16 protein-coding genes are annotated in these 15,686 nt (G+C 70.0%); 11 read left to right on the top strand and 5 right to left on the bottom strand.

Features of this window, described 5'->3' with window-relative positions; genetic code table 11:
• Nucleotides 1-24 precede the first annotated feature (24 nt).
• The 3 genes from tssK to ACQZ13_RS14410 all read right to left on the bottom strand — a co-directional run bounded on the left by tssK (nucleotide 25) and on the right by ACQZ13_RS14410 (nucleotide 3,547).
• Entirely contained in the window at nucleotides 25-1,359 is a 1,335-nt protein-coding gene (gene tssK, locus ACQZ13_RS14400; protein ID WP_431053008.1) for a type VI secretion system baseplate subunit TssK, read from the bottom strand.
• On the bottom strand, nucleotides 1,356-1,823 hold the full coding sequence (gene tssJ, locus ACQZ13_RS14405; RefSeq protein WP_431053010.1) for a type VI secretion system lipoprotein TssJ: 468 nt from the start codon (nucleotides 1,821-1,823) through the stop codon (nucleotides 1,356-1,358). The genes tssK and tssJ overlap by 4 nt, the downstream gene beginning before the upstream one ends.
• Before the next feature lie 155 nt (nucleotides 1,824-1,978).
• Nucleotides 1,979-3,547 carry a methyl-accepting chemotaxis protein gene (locus ACQZ13_RS14410; protein ID WP_431053012.1) on the bottom strand — a complete coding sequence of 523 codons (1,569 nt, stop codon included), beginning with the start codon at nucleotides 3,545-3,547 and terminating at the stop codon, nucleotides 1,979-1,981.
• Nucleotides 3,548-3,702: 155 nt separating this feature from the next.
• Here ACQZ13_RS14410 and ACQZ13_RS14415 point away from each other — a divergent pair, with 155 nt between their 5' ends.
• The 4 genes from ACQZ13_RS14415 (at nucleotide 3,703) to ACQZ13_RS14430 (ending at nucleotide 7,849) form a co-directional block, all read left to right on the top strand.
• On the top strand, nucleotides 3,703-5,118 hold the full coding sequence (locus ACQZ13_RS14415) for an MFS transporter (protein WP_431053014.1): 1,416 nt from the start codon (nucleotides 3,703-3,705) through the stop codon (nucleotides 5,116-5,118).
• Nucleotides 5,119-5,252: 134 nt separating this feature from the next.
• Nucleotides 5,253-5,636, top strand: coding sequence for a CzcE family metal-binding protein (locus ACQZ13_RS14420; RefSeq protein WP_431053016.1), 384 nt, complete (start codon nucleotides 5,253-5,255; stop codon nucleotides 5,634-5,636).
• 114 nt (nucleotides 5,637-5,750) lie between these two features.
• Nucleotides 5,751-6,470 (top strand): heavy metal response regulator transcription factor, encoded by a 720-nt coding sequence (locus ACQZ13_RS14425; protein ID WP_431053018.1) that lies wholly within the window; start codon nucleotides 5,751-5,753, stop codon nucleotides 6,468-6,470.
• Nucleotides 6,467-7,849, top strand: coding sequence for a heavy metal sensor histidine kinase (locus ACQZ13_RS14430; RefSeq protein WP_431053020.1), 1,383 nt, complete (start codon nucleotides 6,467-6,469; stop codon nucleotides 7,847-7,849). The genes ACQZ13_RS14425 and ACQZ13_RS14430 overlap by 4 nt, the downstream gene beginning before the upstream one ends.
• Here ACQZ13_RS14430 and ACQZ13_RS14435 read toward each other — a convergent pair.
• Nucleotides 7,806-8,714, bottom strand: a complete 909-nt coding sequence (locus ACQZ13_RS14435) for an MBL fold metallo-hydrolase (protein WP_431053022.1) — start codon at nucleotides 8,712-8,714, stop codon at nucleotides 7,806-7,808. The genes ACQZ13_RS14430 and ACQZ13_RS14435 overlap by 44 nt on opposite strands.
• A gap of 120 nt (nucleotides 8,715-8,834) precedes the next feature.
• Here ACQZ13_RS14435 and ACQZ13_RS14440 point away from each other — a divergent pair, with 120 nt between their 5' ends.
• A complete protein-coding gene (locus ACQZ13_RS14440) occupies nucleotides 8,835-9,851 on the top strand; it encodes a penicillin-binding transpeptidase domain-containing protein (protein ID WP_431053024.1) in 1,017 nt (338 codons plus the stop codon).
• A gap of 134 nt (nucleotides 9,852-9,985) precedes the next feature.
• On the opposite strand, the gene ACQZ13_RS14445 is transcribed toward ACQZ13_RS14440, so the two are convergent.
• Nucleotides 9,986-10,402, bottom strand: a complete 417-nt coding sequence (locus ACQZ13_RS14445; RefSeq protein WP_431053242.1) for an organic hydroperoxide resistance protein — start codon at nucleotides 10,400-10,402, stop codon at nucleotides 9,986-9,988.
• 355 nt (nucleotides 10,403-10,757) lie between these two features.
• Here ACQZ13_RS14445 and ACQZ13_RS14450 point away from each other — a divergent pair, with 355 nt between their 5' ends.
• The 6 genes from ACQZ13_RS14450 to ACQZ13_RS14475 all read left to right on the top strand — a co-directional run bounded on the left by ACQZ13_RS14450 (nucleotide 10,758) and on the right by ACQZ13_RS14475 (nucleotide 15,661).
• Nucleotides 10,758-11,090, top strand: coding sequence for a hypothetical protein (locus ACQZ13_RS14450; RefSeq protein ID WP_088404446.1), 333 nt, complete (start codon nucleotides 10,758-10,760; stop codon nucleotides 11,088-11,090).
• 88 nt (nucleotides 11,091-11,178) lie between these two features.
• On the top strand, nucleotides 11,179-12,594 hold the full coding sequence (locus tag ACQZ13_RS14455) for a DUF2325 domain-containing protein (protein WP_431053026.1): 1,416 nt from the start codon (nucleotides 11,179-11,181) through the stop codon (nucleotides 12,592-12,594).
• A gap of 192 nt (nucleotides 12,595-12,786) precedes the next feature.
• Nucleotides 12,787-13,203: a hypothetical protein gene (locus ACQZ13_RS14460; RefSeq protein ID WP_431053027.1), complete on the top strand. Its 417-nt coding sequence runs from the start codon at nucleotides 12,787-12,789 to the stop codon at nucleotides 13,201-13,203.
• Nucleotides 13,193-13,360 (top strand): hypothetical protein, encoded by a 168-nt coding sequence (locus ACQZ13_RS14465; RefSeq protein ID WP_431053029.1) that lies wholly within the window; start codon nucleotides 13,193-13,195, stop codon nucleotides 13,358-13,360. The genes ACQZ13_RS14460 and ACQZ13_RS14465 overlap by 11 nt, the downstream gene beginning before the upstream one ends.
• 73 nt (nucleotides 13,361-13,433) lie before the next feature.
• Nucleotides 13,434-14,099: a response regulator gene (locus tag ACQZ13_RS14470; protein WP_431053031.1), complete on the top strand. Its 666-nt coding sequence runs from the start codon at nucleotides 13,434-13,436 to the stop codon at nucleotides 14,097-14,099.
• On the top strand, nucleotides 14,096-15,661 hold the full coding sequence (locus ACQZ13_RS14475) for a sensor histidine kinase (RefSeq protein ID WP_431053033.1): 1,566 nt from the start codon (nucleotides 14,096-14,098) through the stop codon (nucleotides 15,659-15,661). The genes ACQZ13_RS14470 and ACQZ13_RS14475 overlap by 4 nt, the downstream gene beginning before the upstream one ends.
• Nucleotides 15,662-15,686 lie beyond the last annotated feature (25 nt).

The raw sequence follows: 15,686 nt of genomic DNA on the forward strand, positions 1-15,686 counted from the left end.
GCCCGGTGTCGCCGCGGACGGCGATCACTGACGGATGGCCCAGAGCTCCAGTTCCAGCCCGGGGAAATCGCCGGCCACGTGCAGCGCGAGGCTGCCGCTGCGCTCGAGCTGCTTCCAGAGGTCGCCGCCGCGGTCCAGCTCGAAATAATGGAAGCCCGCGTGGAACGGCAGCTGGCGCGGCGCCACCGGCAGCGCGCGCATGCTGATGCCCGGCAGCTGCAGGTTGACCAGGTCGCGGATGCGGTCCACCGGGCCCAGCTTGGATTGCGCGGGGAAGCGCTGGCGCAGCTGTTCGGCGGCCACCTGCGCGTTGACCGCGATGACGAAGCTGGCGCTGCGCAGCAGGTCGGCGTCCGGGACGATGGCGGTGCGCACGCCGTGGGTGCGCTCGGTGAGGTCGATCTGCAGCGCGTTGCGCTCCAGCACGACGCTGAGCATGCGGCGCAGTTCCTCCAGCAGCGGGGCGAAACTGCCGCGCAGGTCGTCGTGGCGGTACAGCGGGAATTCGGACGCCAGCCGGGTGTCGCTGACGAAGGTGGCCATGTCGCCGGCCAGTTGCAGGCAGTCGCGGTGCAGCGTTTCCGGATGCACGTGCGGGGAGGCCGCATGCTGACGGAACAGCGGGTCGGCGCGGTTGAGCGCCTGCAGCATCAGGAAGTCGGCGAGTTCGGACACGCCGTTGCCGAGCTGTCCCATGCGAGACGACAGCAACTGCGCGCGCTGGCGCACCAAGCCGTGCAGCAGCGAGGCCATGGCGGACAGGTGGCCGCTGGCGTCGATGCGGGTCTGAGGCGGGATGTAGCTGCGGTCCAGCACCAGCTGCTGGTCGGCGCGGCGTTCGGCGACCCGGGCCACGCCGAGCGCGGCGTAGGCGTCGTTCAACTCGCGGGCGGGCAGCAGGCGCAAGGTCAGCGAGCCGGTCTGGACCGGCTCGGGCTCGTCGCCGGCGCTGGTCTGGTCGCGCAGGTCCTGGTCGACGACGTGATAACGATGCAGTTCACCGGCGTCATGGCCGTTGAACGCGACCTGGTCCGTACCAGGACGGGCGATCGGCGCGGCCAGGACGATCATGTCGCCCTTGAGGTCCGCCGGCACTTCCAGCGGCGCCATCGCGGCGTCCGCCTGCGGGATCTGGAACGGGGTGCCGTCGGGCAGCACGCCGCTGGCGCGCACGATGCCCAGCCGGCCGACGCTCAGCAGCGCCTCGTCCAGCACCAGCTCGGTGAAACCCCAGCCGTGCGGCGCCAGCGCGCGGGCGCGGCTGTCCACCAGGTGTTCGAGGTAGCGGGTTTCCTGCTGAAAATGGTGCGGCAGCAGGAACATGCCCTGCGACCAGATGACCTTGCTGTGCCAGCTCACGGCAGCCTGACCGTCGCGCTGACCGCCAGTTCGTCGGCCTGGATCAGGATCTCCTGCTTGCGGCCGACGACCACCGGCACCACCGCGCGCCAGCGCGCACGCTCCAGGTCGCGGTAGGCGGCGAAGACGGCGACGAAGCGCGTCTCGGGCGACAGGATCTTCTTGGACCACGGACGCGCCTCGCCGGGCTGCAGCGTCATCTCCTCGCGGGAGACGAGCTCGGTGCCCAGCTCGGCCTGGTCCTTCTGGTACAGGCTGACGAAGTCGGCGGCATTGAAGCCGACGTCCGATTTCAGCTCATACACCCGCACCAGCAGCGGCGACGGCCGCTTGGTGACGCTCGGGTTCACCTGGGCCGAGGCCTGGATGCTGCCCTTGGTCACCTCGGTGGGCTTGTCCGAGCTGGAGAAGGGATTGATCTTGTCCAGGGAGGAGCATCCCCCCAGGGCACCCAGGGCGATCAACGCCCCCAAAGCCAACGGGGCCGCAACAGCGGCCCTGCGAGTGAGGGAAAGGGGGTTTTGGTGTCCCGAACGCGGCGTGAGCATCTGGTTGTCCTTCTTGACCGGAAGAAAGGATAGCCAGCGGGGGACGGTCGGGGTGGTGACTTAGGTAATCGTCAGGCGGCGACGCCGACCCGGAACTGGCTGACCAGCTTCGCCAGTTGCTGCGCCTGGCTGTTGAGGCTCTCGGCGGCGGCGGCACTTTCCTCGACCAGGGCCGCGTTCTGCTGGGTGACCTGGTCCAGGTGGGTGACGGCGTCGCCGACCTGCTGGATGCCGCCGTTCTGCTCGTGCGTGGCAGCGGAGATCTCCCGGATCAGGGTGTCGACCTGGCTGACCTGCGCCACCACCCGCTGCATCACCTCGCCGGCGCTCTGCGCCTGGCGGGCGCCGGTGTCCACACGCTGGGTGCTGGCCTGGATCAGATCCTTGATCTCCTTGGCCGCCGCCGCCGAACGCTGCGCCAGCGCCCGCACCTCGGACGCCACGACCGCGAAGCCGCGACCCTGTTCGCCGGCCCGGGCCGCTTCGACGGCGGCGTTCAACGCCAGGATGTTGGTCTGGAAGGCGATGCCGTCGATGGTGCCGATGATGTCGCCGATGCGGCGCGAGGCGTCGCTGATGCCCTGCATGGTCTCGACCAGGGCGCTGACGGCCTGGCCGCCTTCGCCGGCGGCGCCGGACGCGTCGGCGGCCATGCGGCTGGCCTGGCCCGCGGACTGGGCGTTCTGGGCCACGGAGCTGGTGAGCTCCTCCATGGACGCGGCGGTCTGCTGCAGGCTGCTGGCCTGGGTCTCGGTGCGGGAACTCAGGTCGGCGTTGCCCTGGGCGATCTCCTTGGAACCGTTGGCGATGCTCTCGCTGCTGTCACGCACCTGGCCGACGAGGCGGCCCAGTTGCTCGACCATGCGACCCATGGCGCGCAGGAGGTCGGCGGGCTCGTCACGGCCCTCGGCGTGGATCTGGACGGTGAGGTCGCCGGCGGCGACGTCTTCCGTGGCGCGGACGGCCTGGGCGATCGGGGTGGTGATGGAGCGCGTCACCTGCAGCGCCAGGGCGATGCCGATGGCCAGCGCGACGGCCACGGCTGCGAGGGTGACGCGCAGGCCGCTGGCGTAGGAGGCGGCGGCGTCCTTGGCCGCCTGGTCGCCGCCGTCGCGGTTGAAGGCCACGTCGTTGTCGACCGCCTTGGCCAGCGCGCTGAAGGAGGCGGACGAGGTCCCGCCGGCCAGCTTGCGGGCGGTCTCATGCTGCGCCTCGCCGCCGGCCACGGCGCGTTGCAGTTCGGCGTCGGCGTCGAGGTAGGCCTTCCAGCTGTCGCGGATCCTGGCGTAGAGCTCGCGTTCCTTGTCGCCGGTGATGGACGGTTCGTACTCGCGCGCAGCCTTGTCGAAGGCCTGGATCGAGGCGTCATGCTGCTGGATCAGCTTGGCGCGGGCGGCGTCGTCGGCCTCCAGGGCGCCGCGCAGCGACAGGCGGCGCGTCTCGTTGGCGGCGTCCTGCATGTCGGCCAGCTTGGCGACGCTGGGCAGCCAGTTGGTGTTCAGGTCCTGGACGTTGTCGTTGATGCGGCGCATCTGCTGGATGCCGAACGCCGCGATGAAGCACAGCAGCACCAGCACGGCGGCGAAGGCCAGTGCCAGGCGTTTACCGATGCGGAAATTGCGCAGGAGGGACATGGTCATGACCGGAGGGGAGGCCGGGTGTTACGAGAGGTGTACGCAGGTTGCGCCCGGCAGCCTTCAGAAACCTGTCCGGGAAGGGGTACTCCGCAATTGCCCGGATATGACAACGTTGTCAACGTGATCTATGCTTCGGTCCCATAAGAGGAGACAAGTTGATGAGTGCAGATCTGTCCCAGGTCGCCGGTGGCGGCGCGCCTGCGCAAGCCGGAGATTCGCCGGCGGGTGCGGCGTCGGGCGCGGCGTCGGGCGGCGAGCCAGCGGCGGCCCACGCCCGTCACCCGCTGACCTGGGTGCCGTCCGTCTACCTGGCCATGGGCCTGCCGAACGTGCTGGTCGGGCTGGTGGCGGCCATCCTCTACAAGAACCTGGGCGTGTCCAACGAGGACATCGCCCTCTACACCTCGCAGATGTACCTGCCGTGGGTGCTCAAGCCGCTGTGGTCGCCGCTGCTGGAGCCGTACCGGACCAAGCGCTGGTGGGTGATCGCGATGCAGTTCCTGATGATGGCGTCGATCGGCGCCGTCGCGTTCTGCCTGCCGCTGGACGGCTTCTTCCGCGCGTCGCTGGCGTTCTTCTGGATCACCGGCTTCGCTTCGGCGACGCAGGACATCGTGGCCGACGGCGTGTTCATGACGACGATGAGTCCGCGCGAGCAGGCGCGCTACGCCGGCGTGCAGGGCATGTGCTGGAACCTGGGCGCGGTGGTGGCGTCGGGGCTGCTGGTGTCGCTGACCGGCTGGCTGCACGGCTCGCTGGGCTGGACCTGGGTGCAGTGCTGGATGGCGGTGATGCTGGGCGCGGCCGCGATGATGGGCGGCTTCGGGCTGTGGCACCTGCGTGTGCTGCCGCCCGGCGCGCCGTCGGCGGTGCAGGGTCAGGACTTGTCCAGCGCGATGGTGTCGCTGCGGGAATCCTGGATCACGCTGTTCCAGAAGCCGTCGATCTGGATGATGCTGGCGGTGGTGTTCTTCTACCGCTTCGGCGAGGGCTTCATCGAGAAGTTCGGGCCGCTGTTCCTGCTCGATCCGCGTTCGGCGGGCGGGCTGGGGCTGGACAACGCGGCGCTGGGCCACATCTACGGCAGCGCCGGCACGATCGCGTTCATCGCGGGGGCGTTCCTGGGCGGATTCATCGCGTCGAAGATGACGCTGCGGCGCTCGTTCCTGCTGCTGGCGGTCGCGCTCAACCTGCCGCACCTGACCTACTACTACCTCAGCCACGCGTTGCCGACGGACCTCTGGTGGATTGGCGCGGTGGTCGCGATCGAGAAGTTCGGCTTCGGCATGGGCTCGGTCGGGCACATGCTGTACATGATGCAGCAGATCGCCCCGGGGCCCTTCAAGATGACCCACTACGCGATGGCCACCGGCGTCATGGCGCTGACCAAGTGGGCCACGGGCAGCGTCAGCGGCTGGCTGTACGCGGGCGTGGGCCAGCATTACGCGAGCTTCTTCGGCTGGGTGCTGGTGTTCTCCATCCCGCCGATCGTGCTGGCGTGGCTGGCGCCGTTCCCGGTGGCGGCGGACGCTGACAACGCGCACGGCGGCGGAGGACACCCCGCGGGACACTGACCGAAGATGACGCGCTTGTCATCTTCCCGCCAGCCGGCGGACGGCCCGGCATTCCTACAGTCCATCTCCAAGACGCGTGCCGACGCGGCCCCGCCGGGGCTCCGGACGCGTCGCGATGACCGCAGGAGTCCTCCATGTCCCGTTCCTTCTCCCTCCCGTCCCTCGTCCTCGCCGCCGCCGCCCTGACGGCCGCCGTGGGTGCACACGCCACGACGAACGCCTCGGCGGCGTCAGGCGCATCCACCTCGTCCTCCTCGCTGGCCAACGGCCGCTCGGTGCACGGCATGCCGTCGTCGGGTCAACCAGACCGCGTCGTGGATCTCGCGAAGGCCGGCGCCGACGAACTGAACATCGTCTGCGGCGAGACCGTCCAGTTCCGCAACGGCGACAAGTCCTTCGCGTGGAAGTTCGAGTCGGTCGGCCATCGCGCGGTGGACCTGCGCACGCTGGCGCCGGCCGGCTTCACGGACCAGCCGCTGTGGGTCTTCGTCGAGCGCAACGACGGCGAACGCAGCTGAGGGCCGGACGCGCCAGCGCCTGCGTGGTCGCCGATAGTCGCCGATGGTCGCCGCTGATGAAAGCGAACGCGCGGGCGGGCATGATGCCGCCTTTGCAAGTCACGCGGACATGAGATGAGACTGCTGGTCGTCGAGGACGAACTCAAGCTGGCGGCCTACCTGCGCAAGGGGTTGGGCGAGGAGGGGCACGTGGTCGACCTGGCGCATGACGGCGTCGACGGCTTGCACCTGGCGACGACCGGGGACTACGACCTGGTCGTGCTCGACGCGATGCTGCCGGGCATCGACGGCTTCGCGCTGCTGGCGGCCCTGCGCCAGTCCAGCGCCGTGCCGGTGCTGATGCTCACCGCGCGCGGCCAGATCGACGATCGCGTCCGCGGTCTGCAGGGCGGGGCCGACGACTACATGGTCAAGCCCTTCGCGTTCGCCGAACTCGTCGCCCGCATCGACGTGCTGCTGCGCCGGCACGGCGCGCGCACGCCGGTCGAGTCGACCCGCTTCACCGCCGCCGACCTGGAGGTCGACCTGCTGCGGCGCAAGGCGGTCCGCGCCGGACAGCGGCTGGACCTGACCGCCCAGGAGTTCAGCCTGCTCAGCCTGCTGGTGCGTCGCCAGGGCGAGGTGCTGTCGCGCACCGAGATCGCCGCGCAGGTGTGGGACATGAACTTCGACAGCGAGACCAACGTCGTCGAGGTCGCCGTGCGGCGGCTTCGCGGCAAGCTGGACGTGCCGTTCGACCGGCCGCTGCTGCACACGGTGCGCGGCATGGGCTACGTGCTGGAGGACCGTCCGCAGGACAGCGACGTCAGCGCCGGCGCGGGTCCGGCCCGATGAGGGACAGACGGCACCCGTCGAAGACCGTCAGCCTGCGCGGCCGGCTGTCGCGCTGGCTGGCCCTGCAGACCATGGCCGGACTCGGTCTTGTGGGCGCCGTCGTCTATCTGGTGATCGCGTTGACCCTCTCGCAGCGCCAGCACGAGACGCTGACGCAGAAGCAGGCCGCCGTCCAGGGACTGCTGAACGAGGCGCGCGGCGCCCACGACGCGGCCGACGTGCAGCACCTGCTCAACGATTTCCTGGCGGGGCATGACGAGCTCTCGCTGATCGTGGCCGCCCACGACGGGCGCGAGCTCTACCGGACGGCGCGCGCGCTGCCCGCGCCGGCGCACCGGCGCGGCGTCGACTTCGCGCTGCGCCTGCCCGATGAACTGGGCGGCCGGGGCACGGCGACGATGATCTTCGACCTGGGCCGCGACCAGGCCCTGCTGCGCCGGCTGGCCTGGACCCTCGCGCTGACGGCGCTCGGCGGCGCGGCGGTCGTCTCGGCGGGCGCGTCCTGGCTGGTGCGGCTGGGGCTCGCGCCCGTGCGCGGGCTGGTCGCGCAGACGGCGCAGCTCAGCGCGCAGCGGCTGGACCGTCGCCTGGACGGCGCCGCGCAGGCGGAGGAGCTGCAGCCGTTGATCGGGCAGTTCAATGCGCTGCTGGATCGGCTGACGACGGCGTACGGCCAGATGGAGGCCTTCAACGCCGACGTGGCGCATGAACTCAACACGCCGCTGTCGACCTTGATCAGCAGCTGCGAGATCGCGCTGAGGCGGCCGCGTCCCGTCGAGGAGTTGCGGGAGGTGCTCACGTCCAATCTCGAGGATCTGAGGCGCATGGCCGGCATCGTGGCCGACATGCTGTTCCTGTCCAACGCGGAGCGCGGCCTCGCGGCGCGGCGCGGGGAGGCCGGATCGCTGGCGATGCTCGCTCGCGACGTGGTGGACTACCACGAGGCGTCGCTCCAGGACGCGGGACTGTCCGTGGAGGTGCGGGGGGACGCGATCGCCGCCGTCGACGCGGGATTGATGCGTCGGGCGGTGTCCAACCTGCTGGGCAACGCGACGCGTTATGCGCGGCCCGGGTCCGCCGTCCTGGTCCGCATCGAGCCCGCGGGCGACGGTCGCATCGCGCTCGAGGTCCAGAACGAGGGCGCTCCGGTTCCTGCCGAGCACCTGCCGCGGCTGTTCGACCGCTTCTACCGCGCGGACCCCGCGCGATCGTCCGGCGCGCAGCCGCAGGGCCACCACGGACTGGGGCTGGCCATCGTCGCGGCGGTCGCGCGCATGCACGGCGGCGAGCCCCGCGCGGCCTCCGCCGCGGGCGTCACGCGCATCGGACTCGCGATCACTGCCGGCTCAGCGTGTTCAGCGGAATCTTCAGGTAGCTGACGCCGTTGTCCTCCGCGGGCGGCAACTGGCCGGCGCGGATGTTGATCTGGATCGACGGCAGGATCAGCGCCGGTACCTCCAGCTGCGCGTCGCGGCCGGTGCGCAGCGCGACGAACTCGGCCTCGCCCACGCCGTCATGGACATGGATGTTGCGCTCGCGCTGGTCGGCGACGGTCGTCTCCCAGGCCGGCGCGCGGCCGGCGGGCGGATAGTCGTGGCAGACGAACAGCCGCGTGGCGGGCGGCAGCGCCAGCAGGCGGCGGATCGAGCGGTACAGCGTCGCCGCATCGCCGCCGGGGAAGTCGGCGCGGGCGGTGCCGACGTCGGGCATGAACATCGTGTCGCCGACGAACACCGCATCGCCGATGCGGTAGGCCATGCAGGCGGGCGTGTGGCCCGGCACGAGCATCGCCTGCGCCTCGATGCCGCCGATCATGAATGTCTCGCCGTCGCGGAACAGGTGATCGAACTGGCGGCCGTCGGGCAGGAAATCGCGTTCCAGGTTGTAGAGCTTGCGGAACACCGCCTGCACTGCCCGGATGTGCTCGCCGATGGCGATGCGGCCGCCGACGTGCGCCTGCAGATAACGCGCCGCCGACAGGTGGTCGGCGTGGGCGTGGGTCTCGAGGATCCACTGCACGGTGAGTCCTGCCTCGGCGACGTGCGCGAGCAGGCGGTCCGCCTGGATCGTGGCCGTGCGGCCGGACTTGAGGTCGAAGTCCAGGACCGGATCGACGATCGCGGCCTGGCGGGTCGCCGGATCGGCCAGGACGTAGCTGACCGTGCCGGTCCGTTCGTCGTGGAAGGCGGCGATCGTGAAGGCGGGGGGCAGGTCCGGGGAACTGTCTGAGGAAACGGGGCTCATGGCCGGAGGCGCGCGCGGCGGGGTGACGGTGAAAGTCACTATACCCATCGATGCCGGTGGAACCGCCGTAACCGATCTTCGCGCTCGCGGGCCTGCGTCGCGCCGCTAGGCTGCTCCGCGATGGCCGACAAGCAACTGCACTTCCACAAGAGCGAACTCCTGGCCGCGGCGCTGCCGGTCTGGCGGGAACGGCTCGTCCTGCTCCTGTTGCTGGCGGGTTTCCTGGGCCTGGCCGCACGCGCGGCCTGGATCCAGCTGCTCGCCCAGGATTTCTATGCCTCGCAAGGCGACCGGCGCGTGCATGCCGAAGCGCCGTTGGCGGCCCGGCGCGGCGAGATCCAGGACCGGCACGGCACCGTCCTCGCCACGAGCGTGCCGCGCGCGCCCGGGCAGGGTTTCCAGCGACGGTATCCCGACGGCGAGATCGTCGCCGCGCTGGTCGGTTTCACCGATGTCGACCATCGCGGGCAGGAAGGGGTGGAGCGCAGTTTCGATCCCGAACTGACCGGCACCGACGGTGTGCGCGCCGTGACGCAGGACCGGCTGGGCCGAGCGGTCGCGGACGCGCCGGAGACGGTCGTGGCGGTGGATGGACGCGATGTCCGGCTCACCCTGGATGCGCGCATCCAGCTGCTGGCCTTCCGCCGCGTCAAGGAGGCCGTGGACGGCCATCTCGCGAAGTCCGGCAGCGTCGTGGTGCTCGATGCCCGGACCGGCGACATCCTCGCGATGGCGAACTACCCCAGCTTCGATCCGAACGAGCGACGCCATTGGCGGCAGGAGCAGCTCAGGAACCGCGCCGCGTCGGACGCCATCGAACCGGGATCGGTCGCCAAGCCGATCACGATGGCGACGGCGCTGGACCTGGGGCGCGTGAGACCGGAGACCGTCTTCGACACGGGCCCGGGCCGCCTCCGTTTCGAAGGGGCCACCATCTCGGATGTCGGCCGCTTCGGCGTCCTGACCTCGCTGTTCGTCGGCATGGCGCCGATCAGCCGACCCCGGCTGATCGTGGCCACCTTGATCGACGAGTCGACCGAAGGGGGCTATTACGGCGGGCAGATCGCCGCGCCGGTGTCGCGCGAGGTGCTGCGCGAAGCCCTTCGGCTACCGGACATCCCGATCCCGGCGTCGTGAGCCTCCAGGGCCCGCGCCGCTCGTGATCGCGGTGCATGGCAAGGGATGGCGCACCTCGTGCGCCGCGCCGCCGAGGAGAAAGAGGAGGGCGAACAGCCATCGCTTCACGGCGGGACTCCCGGGCGGCCGCGGCGTCAGACAAGCTCCAGCCCGACGTTGATGTTGCCGCGCGTCATCTTCGAGTACGGGCAGGTGTCGTGGGCGCGCTTGATCAGCTCGTAGGCGGTGTCGCGGGGCAGGCCGGGGAGGCTGACGCGCAGCTTGGCGCTCAGGAAGTAGCCGTCGGCGCCCTTGTTGAGGTCGACCGAGGCGTCGACCGCCGCCTCCGCGGGCAGGCGCACGCCGATCGCGTGGGCGGCCAGGCCCATCGCGCCGATGAAGCAGGCGGACCAGCCGACCGCGAACAGCTGCTCCGGATTCGTGCCGGGGCGCGAGGTGCCGGGCGATCCGAGCTGGACGTCCAGGCGCTGGTCGTCGGACTGGCCGCGGCCGTCGCGTCCGCCGGTGGTGCGGGTGTTGGCGGTGTAGAGGACTTGAACGTGGTCGGTGATCGTGGACATGGCGGGCTCCAGTGGGGCAGCGTCAACTGCTGCATGGCCCGCATTTCATCGGTCCGATGTATCGACGGTGTGTGACGGCCCCGGCGAATTGACGCGGCGCGTGTCGAGGCGTGCCGCCGACACACTGGCATACAAAGCGCAGCGCCGTCGTGGCGGTCATGACCGTGATCGTGACGATGCAGGCGCGTCGTGTGACGGTCCGTGACGACGACGTTGCCGCCGCGTAAAACCTGGGGCGTGGAGCGCCGTGACGCTGCATTCAGCGCCTGTTCCCGGGAATTCTTAAGCACGCCCTAATTCGGTGGGCGCACCTTACGTCCCAGGGCAACACCTCCAGGAGATGCACATGAGCAAGTCCACCCCGATCCTCGCCATGGTCGCCGCATTCGCCGCGGCGTCGGCACAGGCCTCCACGGATCCCGACGACATGGCGCGCAAGTCGGAGCGCCGCGCGATGGTCCAGCAGCAGCTGCGCGCCGTGCAGGTCGAGCTCTACTGCGATCATCAGGACAACGCCATGCACCTGCTGCGCGACGCGCGCCGGCAGTTGATGGCGCAGCGCGATCCGGACAACACCCGCGATCTGCGCCAGTTGGAGAAGGTCAGCTGGCTGGTCCGCCACGGCGACACCGTCGAGGCGATCGCGACGATCGACGCGACGCGCGGCCTCTCGGCCTGAGCGGGCTTCGCCCGCCGCTGGCGGGCCACGGAACACGCTTCGTAATATTCAACGGTATATTGCGAAGCGTCGTCAGCCGTTGCCCGCCATGCACAAGCCTCCCTTCAAACTCAGTTCCGGTGGACTGGCCGCGCTCGCGGGCGCGGACAGATCGCTGGCGGTGTCCGGAGCGCCGGGACGACTGACGCCATTCGCATGCTGCGACGAGGATCCGGCGACGGCATCGGCGTCGTTGCCGGGCTCGGGAGCGGCATCCGACCAGGCGTCGGAGTTCCGGAGCCCGCCTGACGGCGCGGTCGCGAACCGGAGCCGGCTCCACCAGCTCGATCCCCATCTGCATTGCTCGGTGATCGGCAACTGCCTCGGCACGGCGGAGCTGCGCCGGTTGATGAGCCGGCATGTCGACGTCGCGGGCATGAGCGACCTGGACGTCCACCACACTGCGGTGTCCCTGGCGCCGCAAGGCGGCGAGGTGGCCAAGGCCCTCCACAAGGCGCTGGACCAGCGGCATGCCGGCGCGGTGCGGGCGATGTCGGCGGCCGCGGACGAGGCGGCGCTCGATGCCGCCTGGCGCGAGGCCTGGCGGCGCGGCGAGATCCAGGGCGCCTACTGGGCGCTGCTGACGCACAAGGCGGTGACGGTCACGTTGCGGCAGGCCGTGTTCGGCGAGGTCCACATGCTGTCGCACCTGATGGCGTCGGCGAACCGGCACGACCTGCAGCGCTTCGTGGCGCTCGAGAAGGGTCACGCGGAATTGGAAGACCGTCTGGCGCGCGAGCAGGCGCGCCGGCACGAGGCCCTGCAGGAGCGTGACCGCATGGCGGAGCAGCTCCGCGAGCAGGCGCTCGACGCGGAGCGGCAATTGGCTGAACTGCGCGCGACCCTCCCACAGGCGGGATCTGGCGACTCGCCGTCATCGACGAGCGATCTCCTCGCGCAAGTCGCGCTGCAGACCGAGCGTCGCGAGCGCGCGGAACGTCTGTCCGAGGATGCCGTGCGGCAGTTGGACAGCCTGAGAGAACAACTGGAGCGCGTGCAGGCGCACGCCCGCGCCCAAGCCGAGGAACTCGCCGCCGCCGAGGCCGAGCTTCAACGCCTCAGCGCCGGGACGCCGGACGCCAGCGGCGACGGTTCGGCGCTCCTGGCCGGACGCCGCATCCTCTACGTGGGCGGCCGACCCAGTTCGACGCCCGCGATCCGCGATTTCGTCGAAGGCCGCGACGGGGAGTTCCTCCACCACGACGGCGGCCTCGAAACCCGCAAGGGCCTGCTGGCGGCCTTGCTGCCGCGCGCCGACCTGGTGGTGTTCCCGGTCGACTGCATCGACCACGATTCGGCGCTCAATCTCAAGCGGCTCAGCGAGCGGCACCAGGTGCCGTTCCTGGCGCTGCGCAGCGCCAGCCTGGCGAGTTTCGCGGCCGCAGTGCGCCGGGAGCTCGTGCCGTCGGGAGACGGCGCGGGCCAGGGGCAGGGCGGTCCGCGCTTCTGCCTGCGTCACGGCTGATCACAGCGCGTTCTTCATCGATCTGCGACGCCTCCGGCGCGGTTCGCTAGCCCCGATTTGTCCGGCGCTGGCGCTGGACTACTTGTTTGCACTGTTTTGATGACTTGAACCTCGCAAAACGCGGGGTTGGGTCGTTTTTTGGTATCTCCAGTAGTTCTAGCATCTGACGCATCGGATGACTTTGGAGTTCCCATGACGCCGGAAGTATTGGCCTATTGGCTTGCTGGAATCTGCCCTCCCGCAGTGACTTGGATCCTGAATATGACGCTTCGCGGCAGGGCGGCGCTGTTGAGTTCCGCCGCTGATTCGGCGCTGCTCTTCCTGGTATTCGACGGCACGGCGGCAATCTCCATCCGGGATCTGGTCTGCAACACGCCGAATGAAGCTGTCAGGGCGCTGCTCCCGCCTGTGGTTCCGGCATTGATCTTCGTGTCCATGGCCATTTGGATGATCATCGTCCGCTGGCTGGAGCCGCGCATGACCGCTGGCGATAAAACTGCTCAAGGGCGTTTTCACCAGATTCTTTGCTTCCTGACGATGTGGTGGCTGGTCATCTTCAACGCCTACGGGCATTACTTTCTTTTTGCAAAGGCATTCCATGTTGCGTGAGTTCTTGATTTCCTGGATTGCAGCCGGCGTTGTTTATGCGGCGCTCCTTGCGTTGGCCGGTTTCGTCATGTTCAAACTCGGCTGGCTGGACTTGAAGGAAGACATCGACGAGAAAGGAAACCTTGGCGGCACGAGCGCCGGTCGACCTGCGACGTGAGGATCCAGGCGGGTGGTGTGATGTGGAAAGACACTAGCCGCCATCGCAAACCGTCGCGCTAGCATCGCGCGCCATGCGGATCCTCCTCGTCGAAGACGAAAAACCCCTGGCCGACTGGCTGGTGAAAGCCCTCGGCCAGAACGACTTCGTCGTCGACTGGGTCGATGACGGTCGGCTGGTGCTCGGCCAGTTGGCCGCCACCCGCTACGACGCGATGATCCTGGACCTCGGGCTGCCGGGCCTTGGCGGTCACGAGGTGCTCGCGCGCTTGCGCGATGCCGACTCCCGCGTCCCGGTGCTGGTGCTGACCGCGCGCGACTCGCTGATGGAGCGCGTCAGCACGCTGCACGAGGGCGCCGACGACTTCCTCGCCAAGCCCTTCGAGCTGCAGGAACTCGAAGCCCGGCTGATCGCGCTGATCCGCCGCTCCCGCGGCCGCGACCAACCCCGCTTCGCCTGCGGTCCGCTGGTCTACGACGCCGCCTCCAAGCTCTTCACCCTGGACCGCGAGCCGCTGGCCCTGTCGCCGCGCGAGCACGCCGTCCTGCGCACCCTGATCCAGCACAGCGGCGAGCCGATGTCCAAGCAGGAGATCCTCGAGCGCCTGTTCTCCGACGAGCAGGACGTGCGACCCGAGGCCGTCGAGGTGCTGGTCCACCGGCTGCGCCGCCGCATCGAGTCGGGCAAGGTCCGCATCACCACGCTGCGCGGCCTGGGCTACGTGCTGGAAGCGGCATGAGCGCCACCTCGCCCGGCCTGCCGGCGAGGCGTCCGGGCCTGCGTTGGCCCTCGCTGCCGACGCGCTGGCACCGCTTCAGCGTCCGTCGCACGCTGCTGGCGCTGGTGCTGCCGGTGATGCTGGCCGCCGTGGGCATCGAGCTCGCGCTGACCTGGGGCACCGCGCTGCAGGCGGCCAATTCCGCCTATGACCGCTCGCTGCTGGGCGCCATCAAGGCGATCGACAGCAACGTCTCGACCGAGACCGGCGGCCTGTCCGTCGAGATGCCGTACCGGCTGCTGGAGTTCTTCGAGCTGACCGCCAGCGGCCAGGTCTTCTTCCGCGTCAGCACCGAGGACGGTCTGGTCGAGATCGGCAACGCCGGCCTGCCGTTGCCGGGCCAGGCGCTCAAGACCGGCGTGCCGCGCTTCATCGATGCCGAGTACTTCGGCGCCCCGGTGCGCGTCGGCGCCTGGGCCCGCGAGCTCGATCCCGAGCGCCCCGGGCGGCGCATGATCATCCAGGTCGCGGAGAGCACCAACTCGCGCAACGCGTTCTCGCGTGCGCTGCTGATGCAGGCGGTGTGGCGCGACCTGCTGACGGTGTCCATCGTCGCGGGGACGCTGGCGCTGGTGATCGGCTGGGCGCTGCGGCCGCTGGACCGGCTGCGCCGCGAGGTCGAGGCCCGTGCCGACGACGACCTGTCGCCGGTTGACGAGACCGGCGTGCCCGCCGACGCGGCGCCGCTGGTGCGTGCGATCAACCATCACCTGGCGCGGCAGCGCGAACTGATCGACGGACGCCGGCGCTTCGTGGACGACGCCTCCCACCAACTGCGCACGCCGCTGGCCACGCTGGCCACGATGGTGGGTTACGCGCGGCGGGAGCGCGATCCGGAGCGCCTCGCCGAAGCGCTGACCGCGCTCAAGGGCCAGATCGACGACACGGTGCGTCGTACCAACCAGATGCTGGCGCTGGCCCGCGCCGACACCGCGCAGATCGCGATGGCGCCGCTCGCGCTGGACCGCCTGGCCGACCGCTGCGCGCGCGAGTCCTGGCCGCTGGCGCGGGAGCAGGGCATCGACCTCGGCTTCGAGTGCGCGAATGGAGACGGGGACCGGGACGGGCACGGGGACGCGGATGGGAGCAAGGACATCGTCGTGCTCGGCCACGAAGGCCAGTTGCGGGAGGCGCTGCTGAACCTGCTGCACAACGCGCTGCGCTACACGCCGCGGGGCGGCGCGGTGACGCTGCAGGTCGGGGTGGAGCGCAGGCCGGCGCTTGAGGAAGGCGACGCACGCGGCGACACCGCCGTGATCCGCGTCGTCGACGACGGTCCCGGCATTCCCGCCGACGAGCGGCCCCGCGCGGGCGAACGATTCTTCCGCGGCAGCAACGTCGACCTGCCGGGCTCGGGACTGGGGCTGGCGATCGTGCGGGCCATCGCCCGCCGCCACGCCGGCGACATGGCGGTCGCCGCCGCGCGCCTGGACGCCGACGGCCTCGAGCGTGGCACCGTCGTCACCCTGCGGTTTCCGCTGCACGCGCCGACTGAAATTCCTTTCGCGCTGAAAGCCGGCTGAAAGCGCGGTTTTCCTAGAGTCCGGC

This window comes from Roseateles sp. L2-2 (genome assembly GCF_050613215.1).
Taxonomy (GTDB): Bacteria; Pseudomonadota; Gammaproteobacteria; order Burkholderiales; family Burkholderiaceae_C; genus Roseateles; species Roseateles noduli.